Source organism: Marisediminitalea lipolytica, assembly GCF_001758465.1.
GTDB lineage: Bacteria > Pseudomonadota > Gammaproteobacteria > Enterobacterales > Alteromonadaceae > Alteromonas > Alteromonas lipolytica.
The window spans coordinates 488,113-508,956 of record NZ_MJIC01000015.1 but is presented as its reverse complement, the minus strand read 5'-3'; the positions used below and the strand labels follow the sequence as shown (position 1 = coordinate 508,956).

Here is a 20,844-nt window from a genome sequence, read left to right as displayed (position 1 = left end):
AATGCACAAAGCTGGTTTCTGTTGTTTTTTTCTATATACTTTGCACACTTTTTTTAAACAATCCGATGCATTGGGAAGACGTAATGGATCAACTCATCGAATTTGCCAGCAACAATTTTCTTCTGGCAGGGATCTGGCTGGCGCTGGTTATTATGCTGATTTACAGTTACATCAGCGGTCTGATTTCGCCCGTGAAAGAAGTAAGCGTGCACGAAATGACCTTACTGATTAATCGCGAGGATGCCGTAGTACTGGATACCCGCAGCGCCAATGACTTTAAAGCCGGTCATATTACCGGTGCGCGCCAGATTAAAGCCGAAGAGCTGCGTGAAAAGAACTTCTCTAAGCTTGAAAAATACCAGGACACACCCATTATTGTGGTTTGTGCCATGGGCAACAGTGCTCGCAGCGTTGCCGCTGCCATGACCAAAAACGGGTTCAGCAAGGTCAACGTGTTGAAAGGCGGAATGAATGCCTGGACACAAGCTGGCTTACCTGTTGCAAAATAAAACAACCGAAAGGCCATTATTGTGAGTAAAGTTGAAATCTACACCAAAGCCTACTGCCCCTTTTGCACGCGGGCTAAAGCATTGCTGCAAAGCAAAGGTGTTGAATACACCGAGTACGCTATAGACGCAGACCCATCGTTACGGGATGTAATGATTGAGCGCGCTAACGGCGGCTACACAGTGCCACAAATATTTATCAACGATCAGCACATTGGTGGTTGTGACGATATGGTTGCACTGGAGCATCAGCAAAAACTCGACCCGCTGCTGGCCAGCTAATAATTCTTATAAATTAAAAATACATTTAGGTAATATCATGTCTGACGAAAACCAAAGCAACCAAGAAAACGCCGCAGCCGCACAGGGACAGGCTCCCCAGTTCAATATTCAGCGCATTTACACAAAAGATATTTCTTTTGAATCGCCTAATGCACCGGCTATTTTTACCAAAGAATGGAAACCAGAAATCAAACTGGACATCGACACGTCTACCGACAAGCTTGACGGTAACCTGTTTGAAGTCGTTCTGTCGGTAACGGTAACCGCTAAAATTGCCGAAGAAACCGCGTTTTTATGTGAAGTACAACAAGCTGGTATCTTCATGATTGGCGACATGCCAGAGCAAAACAAAGCGCACATGCTGGGTTCGTTCTGCCCGAACACCCTGTTCCCGTATGCTCGTGAAACCATTTCAAACCTGGTTAACCGTGGTACTTTCCCTCCACTGAACCTGGCACCAGTAAACTTTGACGCTATCTTTGCTGCTTACATGCAAAAACGTGCTCAGGAAGCTCAGGCGTCTCAGCAACAGTTAGACGCTTAAGTCTGACATGAATGACGCGTCGGTTACCGTTTTAGGGGCAGGCTCATACGGCACTGCCCTGGCTATTTGTCTGGCTCGTAACAACACCCCGACAGTTTTGTGGGGGCGCGATCCGGATCAGTTACAAGCAATGGCGGAACAACGCCAGAACGAACGGTATTTACCCGGCGCGACCTTCCCGGCAGCACTCACGGTAGAGGGCGATTTAGCCCAGGCCGTATCGCAAAGCCGCGACATACTGGTTGTGGTACCCAGCCATGCATTTAAAAACATGCTGGAACAACTTGCACCGCTACTCAGCGAATCGCAGCGCATAGTTTGGGCCACCAAGGGGCTTGAACCCGGTAGCGGCCGCCTGTTAAAAGACGTTGCCACGGAAGTCCTCGGTGAGCGATACCCGCTTGCCGTATTATCCGGCCCTACCTTTGCGAAGGAAATGGCTGCCGGGTTACCTACTGCTATTTCCCTGTCGTCAACCGACGATAACTTTAATGATGATATGGCCGCTAAGCTCCATTGCGCCAAATCATTCCGGGTATACAAAAACCCTGACTTCACCGGTGTACAGCTGGGCGGAGCGGTTAAAAACGTCATCGCTATAGGTGCCGGACTGGCCGACGGACTGGGTTTTGGTGCTAATGCACGTACCGCACTGATTACCCGGGGACTGGCCGAGCTTACCCGCTTGGGTGTAAAAGCCGGCGCCCAGCCGGAAACCTTTATGGGTATGGCCGGCTTAGGCGATCTGGTATTAACCTGTACCGACAATCAGTCCCGTAACCGCCGCTTTGGTCTGGCGCTGGGCAAAGGTACTTCGGTAGAAGACGCCATGACCGAGATTGGTCAGGTGGTTGAAGGCTATCGCAATACCGAGGAAGTGGTTATTCTGGCGCAAAAGCTGGATGTTGAAATGCCCATTTGCGAGCAAATCTACGCCGTTTTGTACGAAGGCAAATCGCCCAAAGACGCTGCACTGGCACTGTTAGGCAGAGAGCTCAAATCTGAATAGCGAGCCTTAGCTTGTTATTCATACCGGAATTGCAAAGCAATATCCGGTAACCCCTCAATTTATCTGATGAACTATACAGGCCTTTGCCTGTTATTCACATGCTACCGCGCACCGTCGTAGCCAAACTGACGCCAGGATTCATACACAAATACCGACACCGCATTAGACAGGTTCATACTACGGCTATCCGGTAACATCGGGATTCTGACGCGCTGTTCCGGCGGTAATGACTCGATAATCTCATCGGGTAATCCTCGGGTTTCCGGCCCAAATAACAGTGCATCGCCTTTCTGATAGCTGACATCCGAATGGAACGCTTTACCTTTGGTGGTACAGGCAAAAACCCGGGCAGGCTGGCGTTCAGCCAGATAAGCGGCAAAATCCGGATAGCGTTTTACTTCGGCAAATTCATGATAATCCAATCCGGCCCGGCGCACCCGCTTGTCGTCCCAGTCAAAGCCCAGAGGTTCGATTAAATGCAGCGCATAACCACTGTTGGCACACAAACGGATTATATTACCGGTATTCGGCGGAATTTCTGGCTGATACAACACGATATCCAGCATGGCAGCTCTCTCATTAATTTATCCGGCGGCATTATGAAAGCTTTCGGCTAACGGGTCAAAGCTCAGCGCTGAAGAAGTCAAATATCCTGCGCATCACGGGTTCTCGCACAGAGTCACTTTCGATAAGCAGTTCATGGCGGGCGCCAGCAATATGCACATACTCAGCGTGCGGCATTCCCGCTATCACCCGGGCCTGGCGTTGATTATCCACTACCCTGTCCTGCTCAGCACAAAAAGCCAGCACCGGTACTTTGATTTCACTGGCACACTGTTCGACTTCCCACATAGCAGCACTGGCAGCCGCCAGCCACTGCGCTGTAACACCGCCCAGCTGTATCTCAGGATGCTCGCTATACTCGGTTCGGAACAATTTGTAGCGGATTTCGCTGGCTGTCAGCGGATTGTCACCGAAAGCCACCGGACAATAGTCACGCTGACCAAAAAAGTAGCCACTTGCCCCCGGAACAAGCCGGTTATACAGGTTATTAACTGTTATTAATACTCTGCCCAGCCAGTCAGGCAGGGCCGGACGGATGCCAAACATGGGCGAGCAAAATACCACCCGGTTAAACAGCTCAGGGCGTTGTAACACCGTTAACGCACCAATTGCCGACCCCATGGAATGACACAATAAATTAAGCTCACCACACTGCTTTGGTATTACCACCTCGTCGATAAAGCGACACATATCGCCCACATACTGGCTAAAGTGGTCAACATAACCTTGCTGGGCGTTTTTTCGCATTCGCCCGGACAGTCCCTGCCCCCGGTGGTCCAAAATAAACACGGCAAAACCGTTACGATACAATTCGTAAATCACTTCTTTATATTTAAGTAACGATTCTATTCTGCCTGAACTAATTAACACCGAGCGCTCGGCATGCTGTGGAATACAGCAGGCATAATTTACCCGGATGTTGCCATCTCCCACAAAGCTGCCCTGCGTTACCTGTTGCGACCAGAAAGGTGCAATGTCGCGGGCCATTAAATCAGTAAGTTGTACTTCGTTACTCAGATACCAGTGATTAGTTTGCATTTTGGGTAGTTATTTTTCTTTATGCTGTCAGCTTGGATTAATCCTGCCATTATGGCAATGTGAATTGGAACATTCCTTTAGATTTACGCACAAGGAGAACAGGATGAAGTGTACAAAGCTAAAATCAGGACTGGCCTTGTTATTATGCCTCTGCTGGACCTCAGCCATGGCTGCTACCCAACCGCCGCGGGCGGCGCCTGCAATGCCAACGGGCGATGCGGATGTGGCTCACAACAACCTCATTGTCAGGATTGATCCTAAATATCCGCCTCAGGCAGCCAGAGACGGCCTGAATGGCTGGGTAATGCTGTCTTATACCATTACTGAAAACGGTTCGGTCAGCGATATTTCAGTACTCGATAGTAGTCCTGAACGCGTTTTTGACCGCGAGGCACGCCGGGCTCTGTCGAAATGGAAATATAAACCAGTAATCAAGCAGGGCAAACCCCAGGCCGTGCCCGGGGTTATGGTCTTACTGGAATTTGCGCTGGCAGATTAAGCCATAAACCCTAGGTCAGCACTGGCAAAATTTTGCAGATTAGGCAGTATTTCATGCAACTGCGATTCACTTAATCCGTACCATCTTGCCAGTGTGGCAGCATACTGATCCACCGCCAGGGTGGGGATTATCCGACCATCACCCATGTCGTCATTACTGTCGAGCGTTAACGCTGGCATGGTACCAACGATATCTCCGCCATTAACCGCGCCGCCCACTACTATTTGGTGCCCGCCCCATCCATGATCAGTGCCATCACCATTACTGGTTAGCGTGCGACCGAAATCCGAGGCAGTAAAAGTCGTGACTTGCTGTGCCAGTCCCAGCTCTTCCGTGGCCTGATAGAACGCCTGTAAGCCACCAGCCAGCTCAGCTAAGAGTAACGGCTGGTCAATTAGTTGGTTATCATGAGTATCCCAGCCGCCCATAGCGACAAAAAACACCTGTCGGGGCTGATTAAGATGCTGCTGTACGGCAATCATTTTTGCCACTGTTTGTAGCTGTTGAGCCAGGCTGGTAGCCGGAAATAGGGTTTGTAATTCAGGCGCCAGCATCAGCGAGGTATTAACCAGTTCGCCGGTTCGCCGTGTTCGATCAACGATTTGCCGGTACTCCCGGGCAAACAGCGTATCAGCCCCGGTGTGAATACGGTCTAAAAAGCCGGCATTCTGATTAAGCCAGTCGTGCTCAGGGTTAAGCCCCACTATGGCATCAGCACCCTGGGGACCCAGAGCAAAAGGTAGTACCTGATTACCGGTTTGCCACAAATTACTCCCGGCCAGCGACAGATTCATTGATAAGGCAGCCTGAGAATCGCCTAACAAGTCGGCCATACGACCGGCCCAGCCAGTTAAAGCCGGATCCTGTGGGATGCCGCTTTGCCAGTGATTTTGCTGATCAGAATGGGAAAACAGTTGTGGTGGTAACAGCGCGCGCCCGTTAAGAATACGCGTTTTATCAACCGGTTCAATTAAGGTACCTACATTCGCAACAAAGCTCGCCGCACCGCTATTAAATAAATCAGCCATGGGGGCCAGCGACGGGTGCAAACCAAAAGCAGAGCCATAAGCAGCGCTTTGCAGGTTAATTATCTGCTCCAGCGGAACAGCCAGGTTTTGCCGGGTAGCGGCATAAGCCTGATAGCCCGGGTTATCCGTTGGGATCAGCATATTGAGTGAATCGTTGCCACCCAGTAAAAACACACACACCAGCGCTTTGTAGTCAGTAAAGCTGTTGGTGTTGGTAGCAGCATTAACCAGGTTAAACTGACTACTGGTTGCCAACAGACTGCCAGCACCGGTCAGGCCCGCCAGACTCCGCTTAATAAATTCACGTCGTTGCATCATCGCTCCTTAATTTTGCACCGCAAACTGAGGGGAAACCCCGGTTAAATAAACCAAATTGGCCATCATCACCCAGGATGGCGCACTCTCACTTCTTTGCTGCCAATAGGCAATAACATCCAGCAGTGTGCTGCGCATCTCTTCGTCCATAGTGCCAGCCAGCAACATCAGGTCGAGGTAGTCCACCAGCGCATCGGGATCATCACTTCGTGCGGTCAGCGCTGAAAAATCGAGAATGCCGACGTCGTCCTCCACAATGACACTACCGCGCAGGCTGTTAAACTCCACCATGGAATACACATGATTCATGTAGCGGGTAACGCTGATCTCATTGGTTATCTGAAACTCTGGTGAGCTCAGCCCTGCCACACGGATTTCACCTGGCAAACTGTAATCCGGCCGGTAAAAATTAAACACACTCGGTGCGCCCAAAGGACTAAGACCAATATTGTAATCAATAAATTCGTGGCCCATACCACCATCGCGAGCACTTGAATTAAACACTCGCATCAGGTGCGCCAGTCGCAATAATGGATTTCTTAGTTTACCCGTATCCTGTTCGTCAGACAGCCGGGCACTGTCATCCAGTAAAATCGCCCGGATAACCGCCTGCATATCTCCTCGGACACCATGGCCATTGTCAGCGAAACGGCTCGCTACTCTGGCAACGTAAGCCGGCGAAGGATTACTGGTCACCAAACGCTGAATAAGCTGTCTGGCAATAAACGGCGGTACATTGTCGTGATAAAACAGATTATCCAGCGCAGCGGTTAAATCGGTGTAGGCATCCTGGCCAGCAGGCAGTACCTCGCCATTCAGCAGCATTTTTTCCCCCTCGTCGTGAAATGCTGCGTAGGCTTGCATAGGCGAAACCCCATCATAGTTGTCTTCCCACCACTGCGAGCGCCCGGCAAAATTCCAGCCGGTAAACACATGAGCAAAGCCTTTTATAATCGTTTGATCGTAGGTGGGTATGGGCTGACCGTTTTGATCTAATTTAACGGTGCCGTCGGGGTTCAGCTCAACCAGTCCGATAGTGAATAATTGCATAACTTCGCGGGCAAAGTTTTCATCCGGCCGGATATTTCTGTCGGCATCCGGCTTTTCATTGCCCAGCATGCTGAGATACATACCCATCATGGGGTGTAAGGTGACAGCTTCCAGTAAATCTCTGAAATTGCCAAAACTATGGGCCAGCAAGGTGTCGTAATAGGAAGCCACGCCCCGGGGATCGCCGCTGATACGGGTATCGTGGGTAGAGATAACAAAAATTTCCGATAGCGCGAAGGCCACCCGCTGACGTAACTGATCTTCTGCCCGAACCGATTGTTGCCACCAGGTTTCGACCCAGTGATGGGCATAAATTTCCGGCTCAGGAAACGTGCTGTTAAGCAAAGGCAGATGTTCGGCTACCGGTAACTGAAACTGTTGCTCAATCCATTGCGAATAACCCGCTTCGCTAACCGCCTCGATAGACTCAGGCGTAGGGCCAAAACTGGTTTGCAACAGGAATCGCGAAGCCTCAGCCGGCGTTGGCGCAGCCACAGGGGTTACTGCAACGGGAGGAGAAGTAGCACTCGTGGTGTTATTGGCTGCTTCCTGACCACCGCCACAGGCACTCAAAAAGCAGGCTGCTAAAACGAACAAAATCCATTTTTGTATCATACAGTTCAGGTCACTCTGATTTCAGACTGACCTCATACTGTCACTTTTTGGATTAGGCTACGGTATTTTAAATGGCGGTTACGTATTATTTGCCGTAATCAGGCACAAAACGATGATGCGACGGGTCGTTGAACAACGGCGAGGTTACCACCAGATCCGCAGTGGCCGGTGTACAGGCAACCGGCACATTCCATACCGAGCACAGTCGCAACAGGGCTTTTACATCCGGATCGTGAGGTGCCGGATTTAACGGGTCCCAAAAGAAAAATAAGGCATCGAGTTTATTTTCAGCAATTAAAGCACCGATTTGCTGGTCTCCTCCAAGGGGGCCGCTTTTGTACCGGTGAATTTCCAGACCGGTCTCATCGCTGAGTAATTTACCAGTGGTGCCTGTTGCCACCAGTTTAAAAGGCGCAAGTATCGCCTGATGCTGCTTAACCCACCGCAGTAATTCAGCTTTTTTGTGATCATGGGCGACCAGGGCAACTGTGCGTGCCGTCATAAAATTTCCTGTAAATTGGTTGTTATGATTTTTCCCGCACTATGGCAAATACCGGAACAGGCGGCAAGACATTCACTGTAAATAATTAAAAACGCATAATTAACCGCCAATTCGTAAATATTTATACATATTTATTGCATAAATATTCTTTCGATGTATCATTATCGCTCAATACAATTACACTATCTGTACGTGCCTGAAAAATAGAACAGCTTAGTGGAAAATAATGACAGGATTTGGACATGAATAAAAAAATCAACCGGCAGCATGTGGCGGTTGCTTTAAACCAGTTTAGCTCTCCCCTGGCTGGCTACACTATGCGGTGTTTTTTGCGACGATGGGAACTATCATCGCCGAAGAAGTAATTGCATTTGCTGTAGCACACTTTTTACCTTTGTGGTTTATCGGCCTGCTCACAAGCACCAACACAAAGGTAAAAAGTGTTTTTTTAATTTTGTAACCAAACAAATTCAAACGATCAAATTATGTTTAACGTAGCAGTGATAGGCGCCAGCGGCTATACCGGGGCGCAGTTAGTCAGTTTAATCAGCGGACATCCACAAATGTCCTTGCAACACGTGCTGGTATCAGAAAACAGTCAGGATGCGGGTAAAACCATAGCTCAGTTACACGGTAATCTGGCCCACCTGACACAGCACGTACTGGAACCCTTAGCCCCCCATCGCCTGGCTGAACTGGCTAATGCCATGGACGCCGTTTTTCTGGCTACCCCCCATGAAGCCAGTCACGACTGGATGGCTGAATTATCTGCTGGCAAAGCCAAAGTATTTGACCTGTCCGGCGCATTCCGCTTAAAAGATACCGAGGTCTTTGCCAAACACTATGGCTTTGCGCACACCTCTGAAGCTTGTCTGGAACAGGCTGTTTATGGCCTGGCTGAATATAACAGTGAAGCCATCAAACAAGCTGATATCGTTGCAGTACCCGGCTGTTATCCCACCGCTTCCCTGTTAGCTTTAAAACCCTTATTTAATGCTGGTGTGCTGGACGAGTCCGTGCGCCCCATTGTTAATGCGGTTTCTGGCGTCAGCGGTGCGGGTCGCAAAGCCAGCCTGGGCACCAGCTTTTACGAAGTGAGCCTGCAAGCCTATGGAGTGCTGGGCCATCGTCATACACCAGAAATAGAATCGCACTTAGGTACACCGGTTATCTTTACACCGCACCTGGGTAATTTTAAGCGCGGTATTCTTGCTACCGTCACGGTAAAGCTTAAAAGCGGCACCAGCCAAACTGCACTGGATAAACTGTATAGCGACGTGTATGGTGAGCAGCCTGTTGTGCGTTTGCGCGAAAGTTTCCCTAAAATTGATGACGTTGCGCATACGCCCTATTGTGATTTGCACTGGAAAGTCGATGAACAGTCCGGTTACGCGGTCATTACCAGTGCCATCGATAACGTAATGAAAGGTGCAGCCTCACAAGCGATGCAATGCGCTAATTTAGCGCTGGGCTTAGCGGCGACCGAGGGCTTAATTCATGGCTGAGGTTAAAACGCCGGTAGTGATCAAAGTGGGTGGCGCATTACTGGAAAATCCCCAAATTGCGGGCCAGTTATTGGGTGAGATCAAAGCACTGCAGAGCCTGCGTCCGGTAATATTAGTTCATGGCGGTGGACCTCTGGTAGAAACGCTGTTAGCGGCCATGCAATTAACCAGCACTAAAATTGACGGTTTGCGGGTCACACCCGATGAGCAAATGCCCTACGTATGCGGCGCGCTTGCCGGAAGTGCAAACAAAAGCCTGTGTGGACTGGCAATTGGTGCGGGCATTACGCCGGTAGGTTTGTCATTAATGGACGGTGGCATTACCCAATGTAAAGTCCTCGACGAAAAATACGGCGCGGTGGGCGTCCCCTCGGTTGGTAAAGCGGACTTGTTAAATCAGTTACTTTCTGCCAGTTTCCTGCCGGTAATCAGTTCGATAGGCAGTAACAGTGACGGACGTTTACTTAACGTCAACGCTGATCAGGCCGCAACGGTCATCGCAGAACTTATGGGCGGTGATTTATTGTTGCTGTCTAACGTTGACGGCGTTCTGGATCAGGATAAACAGCTGATAAAAGAACTCGACCAGTCGCGTATTGATGAAGAAGTTGCAAAGGGCGTGATCAAAGACGGCATGTTAGTTAAAGTGGCAGCGGCAATGCAGGCAGCCTCAGAACTGGCTAAGCCGGTAACCATTGCTAACTGGTCGGCGCCGCTGACAGCAATATTAAATAATCAAACCGGAACACGCGTAATTCCGGCCTCCCAGACATCTGGAGCATAAAATGAAGCAGGATTTATTGACGTTTGCTAACTGGACACCAGAGCAAATGCAGGAGCTACTGTCCTTAGCGGTACAAATTAAACAAGCCCCACAGGCTTACTCACAAGCATTAGCGGGTAAGTCTATTGTGGCGTTATTTGAAAAGCCGTCACTGCGTACGCGCGTAAGCTTTGACATTGGCATCAACCGTTTAGGCGGTCACATGGTTTACCTGGACAGCCAGTCAAACAAACTGGCCGGCCGTGAAGACTCGGTAGACGTTGCCGCTAACCTGGCCTGTTGGGCCGATGCCATTGTGGCGCGTGTGTTTTCACACAGCACGCTGGAAACCTTCGCCGAAGCAGCCAAGGTGCCGGTAATTAACGCGCTGTGCGATAAATATCACCCGTGTCAGGGTCTGGCTGATTACCTTACCTTATTCGAAAAATTTGGCAGCTGTGAAGGCCTCACCATGGCTTATGTGGGTGATGGTAACAACGTTACCCATTCACTGCTTATCGTTGGCGCCCTGCTGGGTTGTCATCAGGTTGTGGTAACGCCGAAAGGCCACGAAGCAGTGCCGGAAATTGTTGCCCAGGCCAAAGCCATTGCCGAGAAAACCGGCGTGAAAATCATTGAGTCAAATGACGTAGCCGCCGCGAAAGGCGCCAACGTGATTTACACCGATACCTGGTTATCAATGGGCGACGACACGCCACTTGAAGCCATTAAAGATAAATTTATGCCGTATCAGGTTAACGAAGCATTAATGGAACTGACCGGTGCAACCCATGTGTTGCATTGTCAGCCAGCGCACCGTGACCTGGAAATCACCGGCAGTCTGATGGACAGCGATGCATCGCTGCTCATGCAACAGGCTGAAAACCGGATGCACGGCCAAAACGCTATTTTAACCCATTTACTTGGAGCCTAGTCAGGACACCATTATGCGCAAAATCAATAAAGTTGTGCTTGCCTATTCAGGCGGTTTAGATACTTCAGCCATCATTCCATGGTTAAAAGAAAATTATGACTGCGAAGTTGTCGCGTTTGCGGCCGATGTTGGTCAGGGCGATGAAGAGCTGGAAGGCTTAAAAGAAAAAGCCATCGCCACCGGTGCCAGCGAGTGCTACATCGTTGACCTGAAAGAAGAATTCGTTAAAGAATACATATTCCCAACCATTACTACCGGTGCAGTTTACGAAGGCGAATACCTGTTAGGTACGTCAATGGCACGTCCGGTTATTGCTAAAGCGCAGGTTGAGATCGCCCGTAAAGTTGGCGCCGATGCCCTGTGCCACGGTTGTACTGGTAAAGGTAATGACCAGGTGCGCTTTGAAGGTGCCTTCAACGCATTAGCCCCTGATCTGGCGGTTATCGCCCCATGGCGTGAGTGGGACATGGTTTCCCGTGAAGACCTGCTGGCTTACCTGGCCGAGCGTAATATTAAAACCACCGCGTCTGCGACCAAGATCTACAGCCGTGATGCCAATGCATGGCACATCTCCCACGAAGGCGGCGAGCTGGAAGATCCATGGTGTGAGCCTAGCAAACAGGTTTGGACCATGACCGTTGATCCGGAAGACGCCCCGGATCAGGCAGAACGCGTTAACCTGAAATTCTTTGAAGGTGCTCTGACCCACGTTAATGGCAAAGAAGTGTCTCCATACGAAGGCCTGGTTGAACTGAACAAGCTGGCTGCGGCCCATGGCGTTGGTCGTATCGACATCGTGGAAAACCGCCTGGTGGGCATGAAGTCTCGTGGTTGTTACGAAACTCCTGGGGGCACTGTACTGCTTAAAGCTTACAAAGCGCTGGAGACCATGGTACTGGACAAAGCTTCGTTTAAGCATCGTGAGCAGCTGGCGCTGGAATTCTCTCACGTTATGTACGACGGCCGCTGGTTCACCCCGCTGAGTGATGCCCTGATTGCCGGTGCAGCTTCGTTTGCCAAGTATGTTACTGGTGAAATCGTGGTTAAGCTCTACAAAGGCTCGGCGACCGTCACCCAGCGTCAGTCGCCAAACAGCCTGTACTCTGAAGACTTCGCCACCTTTGGTGCCGACGATGTTTACGATCAGAAACACGCCGAAGGCTTTATCCGTCTGTTTAGCTTATCAAGCCGTATCGCGGCACTGAAAAAGCAAGGAGAGTAATAATGGCATTGTGGGGAGGCCGGTTCGCTGCCGGCAGCAGTAACATGTTCCGCCAGGTCAATGATTCTTTACCCTTTGACCAGGCTATGGCCGCTCAGGATATGGAAGGCTCAATCGTATGGTCCCGCGCACTGGCTAAAGCCGGCGTGCTGACCAGCGAAGAACAGCAGCAGTTAGAAGCTGCGCTCAGCGAATTGAAAGCCCAGGCGGAAGCCGGTGAAATCGACTTTAACGCCAGCGGCGAAGAAGACATTCACAGCTTCGTAGAAGCGGCGCTGATCGACAAACTCGGCGATGTGGGGCGTAAGCTGCACACCGGCCGTAGTCGTAACGACCAGGTCGCAACGGATTTCCGTTTGTGGTGCCGTACCCACATTGAATCATTAAAAACCGATGTAACGGCTGTGGTACGCAGTCTGTTACATACGGCGAGCCGCCACCAGCAAGCGATTATCCCGGGTTACACGCACTTACAGCGCGCGCAGCCCATTCGCTTCCCACACTGGTGCTTAGCCTACGTGGAAATGTTTAAGCGCGACTTAAGCCGCCTTAACGATCTGCATGCGCGGATGAATCAGTGTCCGCTGGGCTCTGGTGCTCTGGCGGGGACTACCTATCCGGTTGACCGTCATGAAATTGCTGAGCAACTTGGCTTTACCAGCCCGTGTCTGAACAGCCTTGATGCCGTATCAGACCGTGATTTCGTACTGGAGCTGTTATTTACTGCCAGCACCAGCATGATGCACCTGTCGCGCCTGGCTGAAGATTTAATTTTTTACAACTCAGGCGAAGCGGGCTTCCTGCAACTGGGCGACAGTGTAACCTCAGGTTCGTCGCTGATGCCGCAGAAGAAAAACCCGGATGCGCTTGAATTATTACGCGGTAAATGTGGCCGTGTATTTGGTCATTTACAGGCATTACTGGTGACCATGAAAGGGCTGCCTCTTGCGTATAACAAAGATATGCAGGAAGACAAAGAAGGCGCTTTCGACGCGGTTAACCAGTGGCACTGCTGTTTATGCATCGCCTGCGAAGTACTCGATAGCCTGGCACTCAACGAAGAACGTTGTCGTATTGCCGCTGCTCAGGGCTACTCCAATGCCACCGAACTGGCCGATTATCTGGTAGGTAAAGGCATTCCGTTCAGAACGGCCCATGATATTTCTGGTCAGGTTGTTTTACTGGCGCTGGAACACAACGCCCCGATCGAAGACTTATCATTAGAACAGCTGCAGTCCGTGTGCAGCGATATTGACGAAGATGTTTATCCGGTTCTACAGCTGGAGTATGGCGTGGACAAACGCAATATTCTGGGCGGAACCAGTGCCGAAACGGTAACCAAGGCACTGTACCAGGAACTGGAAAATATGGATAAGCTGGGATAACAAACCATGGTGCTATCGCATCACGAAAGTATTGGGTTATTCAGAAGCTCCGCCCCTTACATCAATGCACACCGGGGTAAAACCTTTGTGCTGATGTTTGGTGGTGAGGCCATTGAAGACGATAATTTTCCGCATATTATTCAGGACATCGCGCTGCTAAGCAGTCTTGGCGTGCGCTTAGTGCTGGTGCACGGTGCACGGCCACAAATTGATCAGCGTGTGGCGCTGCGTAAAACCGAGCCACGCTTTAGTCATGAAGTACGCATTACCGATAAAGAAACGCTGGAATGTGTTAAAGACGCGGCGGGTTCTGTGCGTTGCCATATCGAAGCCTTACTGACCATGGGTCTGCCCAACTCACCGATGCACGGCGCACATATTCGTGTGTGTACCGGCAATCTGGTGGTTGCCAAACCGATGGGCGTGCTCGACGGTGTGGATTTTGAAAACACCGGCCAGGTCCGTCGAATCGATACCAATGGTATTAACGATCACCTTAACGACGGTTCCATAGTACTACTGTCGCCAATGGGCTACTCCTCTACCGGAGAGGTATTTAACTTATCGCACGAAGATGTTGCCACCCAGGCCGCTATTGCACTAAAAGCCGATAAGCTCGTGGTGTTTTCAAACTACTCGGGCATCTTCCGTAAAGACGGTAAGCTGATCCGAACCATTGAGCGTACCGTGCTGGAACAGTTACACCGGGACGGTGAACTGATGACCGAAGATACGGTTATCCGCGCCCTGACCACCAGCATCGCCGCCGGTATACCGCGCGCTCACTGCGTAAGTTACGAAACCGACGGTGCCCTGCTACAGGAACTGTTCACCCGCGACGGCGCCGGTTCACTGGTAATGGAAAATCACTATGAACAGCTGCGTGAAGCCACTATCGATGATGTCGGCGGTATTCTTAATCTGATCAAGCCACTGGAAGAAAGCGGTGTGCTGGTGAAGCGTTCTCGTGAGCGTTTAGAAAACGAGATTCATCAGTTTATCGTGATTGAACGTGACGGCATGATCATCGCCTGCGCCGCTTTGTATCTTTATCCGGATGACGGCTCTGCTGAGCTGGCTTGTGTGGCCACTCATCCTGATTACCGTGGTAAAAACCGTGGCGAGCGTATTCTGGATGAGGTACGCGAGCGCGCGATCGCGGCCGGTATCCAACGATTATTTGTGCTCACCACTGTTACCGGGCACTGGTTTTTGGATCAGGGCTTTAAAGCGGCTACTGTGGATGCCCTGCCCGCGCAGAAAAAAGAGCTGTATAACTTCCAGCGCAAATCCAAAGTTTACACGCTGGATATTGAGTAATTTATCAGCCTGTACCAGATATGGTTATGCATTCTGGTACAGTTTGATTATTCCCTACCGCCACTTTTCAAATGTAAACAAATCGTTATAATGGCAAATTAACTGGTTAGACCAGAAGGCCATTTATGCTTACTACCCACGCTGTCACCATTAACTGTACCGATGATGTGCAGTTATCAGGTTTACTTTATCGTTCTAAGGTTGCCCCCATTGCGGCCGTGATGATCGCCCCTGCAACCGGGATTAAACAAGGATTTTACGCCCGTTTTGCACAGTTTCTTGCCGAACAGAACATCGCCGTGCTGACCTTTGATAACCGTGGAATTGGCGCCTCCCCTAAAGACCATAAAATCATGGGGGAAACACTGTTACAGGACTGGGGGCAAAAAGACATGCCGGCAACACTGGCTTGGTTACAGCAGCAATTTCCGGCCTTGCCTACCCATTTGATTGGCCATAGTGCCGGTGGTCAGCTGGCTGGCTTAATGGCAAACGCCACAGAGTTAACCACTTTAATTACCTATGGCAGCTCCTCGGGTTGCCTGCGTAACTTTACCGGCAATTATAAATACCAGGCGTGGTTTTACATGAATGTGTTTATTCCTGTCACCAACGCGCTGTTTGGCCGAACGCAGTCGCACTGGATGGGCATGGGCGAACCATTGCCTAAAGGGGTCGGCGCTCAGTGGCGACGCTGGTGCAATGGACAGGGTTATGCCAAAACCGAATTCGGCACACATATTAAGCAGCACTATTACGACCAGCTCACTCAGCCTGCGCTATGGATAAGAGCGACTGACGATGAAATCTCCCCACAAGCCAATATGGACGATATCCTCAGCGTTTATAAAAACCTTAACGTTACTAACAAGATTATCCATCCTCAGGAGCATGGTTTACGCCATCTGGGTCATATGAGCTATTTTTCCAGACAGGGTTTACCGCTGTGGTCAGAAATCGTTACCTGGATTAAACAACACTCTTAGCGAGATTAAAAAAGAGGGGGCATTCCATCGCCCCCTGAGGATCAAAAGAAGGGAACAACATTTCGGTAGTCTGTAGCCCTACCGACGTTGAGACACATCTGAAAAGCAATGACAGTACACGCCCTAGTGGAAGCTAATGCACTGTTATAAGAGTTATATCAAGAGCTGTGCCAAAACCAAAAAAATAATATAAAACAATAAGATATATATTTTTATGGATAGATGAGCGGGAATTGAAGTGAGTAAATGTTGCAAAACGACTACAGAATTTACCGGCTACACGGGTGCGTAGCCGGTACTGACAATAAATTTAGATGCTTACCCGCTTGTAGGGGCGGTATTCCGCGCGCCAGTAGTTCTTTTCGATACTGGCCAGCAGGTTGTCGTCAGTTTGCTCCAGTGCCAGTCCTTGCTGCATCGCGACTTTAGCCACAGCAAAGGCTATCTGACGGCTGAGCGCTGAAATTTTGCGTAGTGGAGGCAGTAACTCGCCTTCACCGGTATTCGCCAGTGGCGACGCATTGGCTAACGCATTACTTGCTGCCATCAGCATTTCATCGCTGATTAAACGCGCTTTAGCAGCGATTACGCCAAGGCCGATACCCGGAAAGATATAGCTGTTATTACACTGCGCCACGGGATACAGCTGACCGTTATATTCAACTGGCTTAAACGGGCTGCCAGTGGCAATGATCACTTCGCCGTCAGTCCATTCAATTACCTGCTCCGGACGGGCTTCGACCTGACGGGACGGATTGCTCAGCGGGAAAATAATCGGTTTATCACTGTGCTGTTTCATGGCTCGGACCACCTGTTCGGTGAACAGGCCCGGCTGCCCGGAAACACCAATCAGAATATCCGGTTTAGCACAGTTAACCACATCCAGCAGCACCGGATATTCGCCACTGTAGGACCACTCAGCCACTTCAGCCTGGGTATGCTGCAAGCGCTGCTGGAAGTCGCGCAGGCCTTCCTGACCTTCCATAACCAGGCCATAGCGGTCGACCATAAAGATTTTCTTACGGGCCTGTTCGTCACTTAAACCCTCATACACCATTTGCTGAATCAGCATTTCGGCGATACCACATCCCGCCGAACCGGCACCAACAAAAGCAACGTTCAGATCAGATAAGCGCGCATCACGCATACGGCATGCCGCCAGAATGGTGCCCAGTGTAACCGCAGCCGTGCCCTGAATATCGTCGTTAAAACAACACACCTCGTCACGATAGCGCTTGAGTAATGGCATAGCGTTAGGCTGGGCAAAGTCTTCAAATTGAACCAGTGCTTCAGGCCAGCGGCGATTAACCGCCTTAATGAATAAATCGAGGAATTCATCATACTCCTGCTGTCCGATGCGCGGATGACGCGCGCCCATGTACATCGGATCATTAAGCAGTTTTTCGTTGTTGGTACCCACATCAAGCATAACCGGCAACGTGTAAGCCGGGGAAATGCCGCCACAAGCGGTGTAGAGTGACAGTTTACCGATCGGTATGCCCATGCCCCCGATACCCTGATCGCCCAGGCCCAGAATACGCTCGCCATCGGTAACAACGATAACCTTTACTTTGCGTTTGGTCGCGTTACGCACGATGTCATCAATCTGGTCACGCTCTTCCCAGGAAATAAACAACCCGCGGGAGCTGCGGTAAATATCAGAAAACTGCTCACAGGCATCACCTACCGTTGGCGTATAGATGATGGGCATCATCTCTTCGATGTGCTCCTGGATCAGACGATAAAACAGCGTTTCGTTGGTATCCTGGATCGCGCGCAGGTAAATGTGTTTATTCAGCGGCTCGTCAAAAGAGCTGTACTGCATATACGCGCGCTCAACCTGTTCTTCGATAGTTTCGTAGCGCGGTGGCAATAACCCGGTGAGGTTAAAGCGTGCTCTCTCTTTAGCAGTAAATGCACTGCCCTTGTTGAGTAAGGGAGTTTCCAGCAGCGACGGGCCGGCGTGCGGTATATACAAATACCGCTGATCGTCATTAGACATTGTTTTTAACCAATTTTATTGTTCATTTTGAGTGAAGACGTCAGAAGATTTCCTCTACGTCAGGTGTTGAGTCTTCCTGCTCAGCCGGATCCATTATTTCGTCATCAAGAACGTAAACGGTCGGCTCAGTGCCCCTCAGGAAATACTCGAATAGTGTGGTATGGTCTGTGCGCCGGGTCAACTTCCCACTGGTACGATCAATACGCACCCGCACAATATCTTCTGGTACCGCCATGGCTTCCTCTGGCACATCCTGTAATGCTACCTGCATAAAACGAATCCACGCGGGTTGTGCTGCCATCGCACCACTTTCGGTGCCCACCATAGCATTACCCATCCAGCCAAAGCGATCCGGATTACGTTTGGCCAGCGGGTTGTTGTAGGCTGCCCGGCCAAGCTGGCGGTTCATGTCATCAAATCCCACCCAGGTGGTCGCGACCAGGTGACGGCTAAAGCCACTGAACCAGGCATCACGGGAATCGTTGGTAGTACCGGTTTTTCCCGACAGGTCGGTGCGTTGCAGAATATTTCTGGCTCGCCAGCCAGTGCCTTGCCAATAGGTTTTCTTATTCCAGCTACCATTAGCACGCACCGCAGTTCGCATCATATCAGCCACTAAAAAGGCGTTTGGCGCTGAAATAACCCGTGGTGCAGCCAGCACCTCCTGCGTTTTTTCTGGCGCGGGCAGGGTCTGATTCAGCTCGGCGGCTAACAAGGCTTCAATGTCCTGCTCAGGATCCATAACAGCGTCATTTGTGGTGTCTGACTCTGCGCTGCAATCATCACAGGCGACTACCGGGTTATGTTGCCACAGCACTTCCCCGGTTTCATTGTACACCCGGTCAATAAAATAAGGCTCGATCAAGAAGCCGCCGTTGGCAATAGCTGCCATGCCCCGGACTATCTCCAGCGGAGCATGAGAGCTTGAACCTAAAGAAACGGTTTCGTCACGGTGAATATCGGCTTTATCCAGACCAAAGCGGGTTAAATGCTCGATAGTATTATCCAGCCCGACCCCACGCAGTAAGCGCACCGACACCACGTTTTTCGACTTACCCAAAGCGACGCGCATCCGAATAGGGCCATCATATTCTGCCGGCGAGTTCTGCGGACGCCAGGCAACCCCTGTGGCTTCATCCCATTCGTTGATCGGTGCGTCGTTAATTATACTGGCAACGGTATAACCGTTATTCAGCGCGGCTGAATAAATAAAGGGTTTAATATTCGAGCCAACCTGACGCTTAGCCTGGGTAGCACGGTTGAACTGGCTCTGGTAAAAACTATAACCGCCGACAATAGCCTGAACCGCACCGTTGTATGGATCCAGTGCGACAAACGCACCACTGACCTGTGGTAGCTGCGCCAGTCGCCACTGACCTTCCTGCTCACGGATATACACAATGTCACCCGGGGCGACAATATCGCTGGCCTGTTCCGGTGATTTGCCCTGACGGGCGTCACTTAAAAACGGACGCGCCCAGTCCATGCCTTCCCATTCAATGGTTCGCTCAATGCCCATTACGTCGCGGGTGATAAAGGTTTGTTCGGCCACACTGGTCACCGCTACCGGAAAGACAAAACCAAAAGCCCCGACGTTATCCAGGCTGTTTATCAGTTGATCTTCGGTGACAGTGCAGGGCCAGTACGGGTAAATGGCAGGCTGAATACATTCTTCCTGTGGGCTATTGTCGGCGTCTGCGGCGGCTGATTTTTTGCTGTCCGCCGGCCATAACCTCGCGACAGCGCCGCGATAACCATGACGCTCATCATAATCGTGCAGATTTTGCTTTACCGCAAACTGTGCCGCTTGCTGCAGTTCTGACGACACGGTGGCATAAACCTGATAGCCGCCGGTTTCGGCTTCTTCTTTACCGTACAGCTCGACCATTTCGCTATAGATAATGTCGGCAAGGTAGGGCGCGTCCAGCTCTATTTCGGCACCGTGTTTTTCTGCCGTAACCGGAGCACTGGCCGCCTCGTCGAACTGCTGACGGGTAATGTAGCCCTCATCCAGCATGCGTAATAACACAATACGGCGACGTTCTACAGATCGCTCTGGCCGGCTGATAGGATTTAGCACCGACGGGGCCTGGGGTAAACCGGCGAGGGTAGCAATTTGCGCCAGCGTGAGTTCATCCAGCTTTTTGCCGTAATAAACCTGAGCCGCCGCACCAAATCCAAAAGAGCGATGGCCCAGCTCTACTTTATTCAGGTACAGCTCAAAAATTTCGTCTTTGGACAGCTCCGCTTCCATGTGAAAAGCAATAAAGACTTCTTTAATTTTGCGGATAAAGGTTTTTTCGCGGGTTAAAAAGAACCCCCGGGCTAACTGCTGGGTGAGCGTACTGGCGCCCTGACTTTTCTCACCGGTGATGACTAAGTTAATGAAAGCGCGGGTAATGCCGATAGGATCAATACCAAAGTGGTCGTAAAAGCGATTATCTTCGGTAGCCAGAATCGCCTTTTGCAGCATCTCAGGTGTCCCTTGCAGGGTAACCGGTATACGGCGCTTAACGCCGTACTGAGAAATGAGTTTGCCATCATGCGTATAAATACGCATAGGGGTCTGCAAGCGCACATCCTTGAGGATGGCGACACTGGGAAGATCCGGCTTGATATAAAAATATATACCGGTAAGCGCAATACCACCGAGCACAGCACCGATAAATCCGATTAATAAGAAGGTTTTAATGTACTTCACAATAAGAATAAACAGGGCTTTTTGGCGAAAATGACTTATATTTTATACCTAAGTGTATTTATTAGAACCATTAA

The 20,844-nt window shown here is 50.5% G+C and carries 18 protein-coding genes and 1 pseudogene; 12 read left to right on the top strand and 7 right to left on the bottom strand.

Annotated features, from left to right (window positions below; all coding sequences use genetic code 11):
- Positions 1-83 precede the first annotated feature (83 nt).
- The 4 genes from BFC17_RS16795 to gpsA are packed head-to-tail and all read left to right on the top strand — an operon-like array spanning position 84 to position 2,341.
- Entirely contained in the window at positions 84-509 is a 426-nt protein-coding gene (locus BFC17_RS16795) for a rhodanese-like domain-containing protein (protein WP_070177635.1), read from the top strand.
- Between the two features lie 21 nt (positions 510-530).
- Entirely contained in the window at positions 531-788 is a 258-nt protein-coding gene (gene grxC / locus BFC17_RS16790; protein ID WP_070177634.1) for a glutaredoxin 3, read from the top strand.
- 37 nt (positions 789-825) lie between these two features.
- Complete coding sequence (gene secB / locus BFC17_RS16785) at positions 826-1,332, top strand: protein-export chaperone SecB (protein ID WP_070177633.1); 507 nt, start codon at positions 826-828, stop codon at positions 1,330-1,332.
- 7 nt (positions 1,333-1,339) lie between these two features.
- A complete protein-coding gene (gene gpsA, locus BFC17_RS16780; protein ID WP_070177632.1) occupies positions 1,340-2,341 on the top strand; it encodes an NAD(P)H-dependent glycerol-3-phosphate dehydrogenase in 1,002 nt (333 codons plus the stop codon).
- A gap of 101 nt (positions 2,342-2,442) precedes the next feature.
- Here gpsA and trmL read toward each other — a convergent pair whose 3' ends face one another.
- Both trmL and BFC17_RS16770 read right to left on the bottom strand, forming a co-directional pair.
- Positions 2,443-2,907: a tRNA (uridine(34)/cytosine(34)/5-carboxymethylaminomethyluridine(34)-2'-O)-methyltransferase TrmL gene (trmL, locus tag BFC17_RS16775; RefSeq protein WP_070177631.1), complete on the bottom strand. Its 465-nt coding sequence runs from the start codon at positions 2,905-2,907 to the stop codon at positions 2,443-2,445.
- A 55-nt stretch (positions 2,908-2,962) separates the two neighbouring features.
- The gene (locus BFC17_RS16770; protein WP_070177630.1) at positions 2,963-3,943 is read right to left on the bottom strand and encodes an alpha/beta fold hydrolase; all 981 of its coding nucleotides are present in this window, start codon (positions 3,941-3,943) and stop codon (positions 2,963-2,965) included.
- A gap of 241 nt (positions 3,944-4,184) precedes the next feature.
- Between BFC17_RS16770 and BFC17_RS16765 the strand changes: the two are divergent.
- Positions 4,185-4,442 (top strand): annotated as a pseudogene (locus tag BFC17_RS16765) (energy transducer TonB); the annotation flags it as partial.
- Here BFC17_RS16765 and BFC17_RS16760 read toward each other — a convergent pair.
- From BFC17_RS16760 to BFC17_RS16750, 3 genes are all read right to left on the bottom strand, one after another.
- The gene (locus BFC17_RS16760; RefSeq protein WP_070177628.1) at positions 4,439-5,788 is read right to left on the bottom strand and encodes a DUF1501 domain-containing protein; all 1,350 of its coding nucleotides are present in this window, start codon (positions 5,786-5,788) and stop codon (positions 4,439-4,441) included. The pseudogene BFC17_RS16765 and the gene BFC17_RS16760 overlap by 4 nt on opposite strands.
- Positions 5,789-5,794: 6 nt before the next feature.
- The gene (locus BFC17_RS16755) at positions 5,795-7,408 is read right to left on the bottom strand and encodes a DUF1800 domain-containing protein (protein WP_175439590.1); all 1,614 of its coding nucleotides are present in this window, start codon (positions 7,406-7,408) and stop codon (positions 5,795-5,797) included.
- A gap of 127 nt (positions 7,409-7,535) precedes the next feature.
- The gene (locus BFC17_RS16750) at positions 7,536-7,952 is read right to left on the bottom strand and encodes a methylglyoxal synthase (RefSeq protein WP_070177627.1); all 417 of its coding nucleotides are present in this window, start codon (positions 7,950-7,952) and stop codon (positions 7,536-7,538) included.
- A gap of 485 nt (positions 7,953-8,437) precedes the next feature.
- Here BFC17_RS16750 and argC point away from each other — a divergent pair, with 485 nt between their 5' ends.
- The 7 genes from argC to BFC17_RS16715 all read left to right on the top strand — a co-directional run bounded on the left by argC (position 8,438) and on the right by BFC17_RS16715 (position 16,067).
- Positions 8,438-9,457: an N-acetyl-gamma-glutamyl-phosphate reductase gene (argC, locus tag BFC17_RS16745; protein ID WP_070177626.1), complete on the top strand. Its 1,020-nt coding sequence runs from the start codon at positions 8,438-8,440 to the stop codon at positions 9,455-9,457.
- On the top strand, positions 9,450-10,241 hold the full coding sequence (gene argB, locus BFC17_RS16740; RefSeq protein ID WP_070177625.1) for an acetylglutamate kinase: 792 nt from the start codon (positions 9,450-9,452) through the stop codon (positions 10,239-10,241). The genes argC and argB overlap by 8 nt, the downstream gene beginning before the upstream one ends.
- A 1-nt stretch (position 10,242) precedes the next feature.
- Positions 10,243-11,154 (top strand): ornithine carbamoyltransferase, encoded by a 912-nt coding sequence (locus tag BFC17_RS16735; RefSeq protein WP_070177624.1) that lies wholly within the window; start codon positions 10,243-10,245, stop codon positions 11,152-11,154.
- A gap of 13 nt (positions 11,155-11,167) precedes the next feature.
- Entirely contained in the window at positions 11,168-12,376 is a 1,209-nt protein-coding gene (locus tag BFC17_RS16730; RefSeq protein WP_070177623.1) for an argininosuccinate synthase, read from the top strand.
- A 2-nt stretch (positions 12,377-12,378) separates the two neighbouring features.
- Positions 12,379-13,761, top strand: coding sequence for an argininosuccinate lyase (gene argH, locus BFC17_RS16725; RefSeq protein WP_070177622.1), 1,383 nt, complete (start codon positions 12,379-12,381; stop codon positions 13,759-13,761).
- Positions 13,762-13,767: 6 nt separating this feature from the next.
- Positions 13,768-15,081, top strand: a complete 1,314-nt coding sequence (argA, locus tag BFC17_RS16720; RefSeq protein ID WP_070177621.1) for an amino-acid N-acetyltransferase — start codon at positions 13,768-13,770, stop codon at positions 15,079-15,081.
- Between the two features lie 125 nt (positions 15,082-15,206).
- Complete coding sequence (locus BFC17_RS16715; RefSeq protein WP_070177620.1) at positions 15,207-16,067, top strand: alpha/beta hydrolase family protein; 861 nt, start codon at positions 15,207-15,209, stop codon at positions 16,065-16,067.
- Between the two features lie 310 nt (positions 16,068-16,377).
- Here BFC17_RS16715 and BFC17_RS16710 read toward each other — a convergent pair whose 3' ends face one another.
- A complete protein-coding gene (locus tag BFC17_RS16710) occupies positions 16,378-18,069 on the bottom strand; it encodes an NAD-dependent malic enzyme (protein ID WP_070177619.1) in 1,692 nt (563 codons plus the stop codon).
- A gap of 40 nt (positions 18,070-18,109) precedes the next feature.
- Positions 18,110-20,770 carry a penicillin-binding protein 1A gene (locus BFC17_RS16705; RefSeq protein ID WP_070177618.1) on the bottom strand — a complete coding sequence of 887 codons (2,661 nt, stop codon included), beginning with the start codon at positions 20,768-20,770 and terminating at the stop codon, positions 18,110-18,112.
- Between the last annotated feature and the right edge of the window lie 74 nt (positions 20,771-20,844).

Excerpts from the sequence above, each read along its gene's own strand:
- secB (WP_070177633.1), top strand. The coding sequence starts at position 826 with ATGTCTGACGAAAACCAAAGCAACCAAGAAAACGCCGCAGCCGCACAG.
- argC (WP_070177626.1), top strand. The coding sequence starts at position 8,438 with ATGTTTAACGTAGCAGTGATAGGCGCCAGCGGCTATACCGGGGCGCAG.
- argH (WP_070177622.1), top strand. The coding sequence starts at position 12,379 with ATGGCATTGTGGGGAGGCCGGTTCGCTGCCGGCAGCAGTAACATGTTC.
- gpsA (WP_070177632.1), top strand. The coding sequence starts at position 1,340 with ATGAATGACGCGTCGGTTACCGTTTTAGGGGCAGGCTCATACGGCACT.
- BFC17_RS16750 (WP_070177627.1), bottom strand. The coding sequence starts at position 7,952 with ATGACGGCACGCACAGTTGCCCTGGTCGCCCATGATCACAAAAAAGCT.
- BFC17_RS16715 (WP_070177620.1), top strand. The coding sequence starts at position 15,207 with ATGCTTACTACCCACGCTGTCACCATTAACTGTACCGATGATGTGCAG.
- trmL (WP_070177631.1), bottom strand. The coding sequence starts at position 2,907 with ATGCTGGATATCGTGTTGTATCAGCCAGAAATTCCGCCGAATACCGGT.
- BFC17_RS16770 (WP_070177630.1), bottom strand. The coding sequence starts at position 3,943 with ATGCAAACTAATCACTGGTATCTGAGTAACGAAGTACAACTTACTGAT.
- BFC17_RS16795 (WP_070177635.1), top strand. The coding sequence starts at position 84 with ATGGATCAACTCATCGAATTTGCCAGCAACAATTTTCTTCTGGCAGGG.
- BFC17_RS16735 (WP_070177624.1), top strand. The coding sequence starts at position 10,243 with ATGAAGCAGGATTTATTGACGTTTGCTAACTGGACACCAGAGCAAATG.
- BFC17_RS16710 (WP_070177619.1), bottom strand. The coding sequence starts at position 18,069 with ATGTCTAATGACGATCAGCGGTATTTGTATATACCGCACGCCGGCCCG.
- BFC17_RS16730 (WP_070177623.1), top strand. The coding sequence starts at position 11,168 with ATGCGCAAAATCAATAAAGTTGTGCTTGCCTATTCAGGCGGTTTAGAT.
- argB (WP_070177625.1), top strand. The coding sequence starts at position 9,450 with ATGGCTGAGGTTAAAACGCCGGTAGTGATCAAAGTGGGTGGCGCATTA.
- argA (WP_070177621.1), top strand. The coding sequence starts at position 13,768 with ATGGTGCTATCGCATCACGAAAGTATTGGGTTATTCAGAAGCTCCGCC.
- BFC17_RS16760 (WP_070177628.1), bottom strand. The coding sequence starts at position 5,788 with ATGATGCAACGACGTGAATTTATTAAGCGGAGTCTGGCGGGCCTGACC.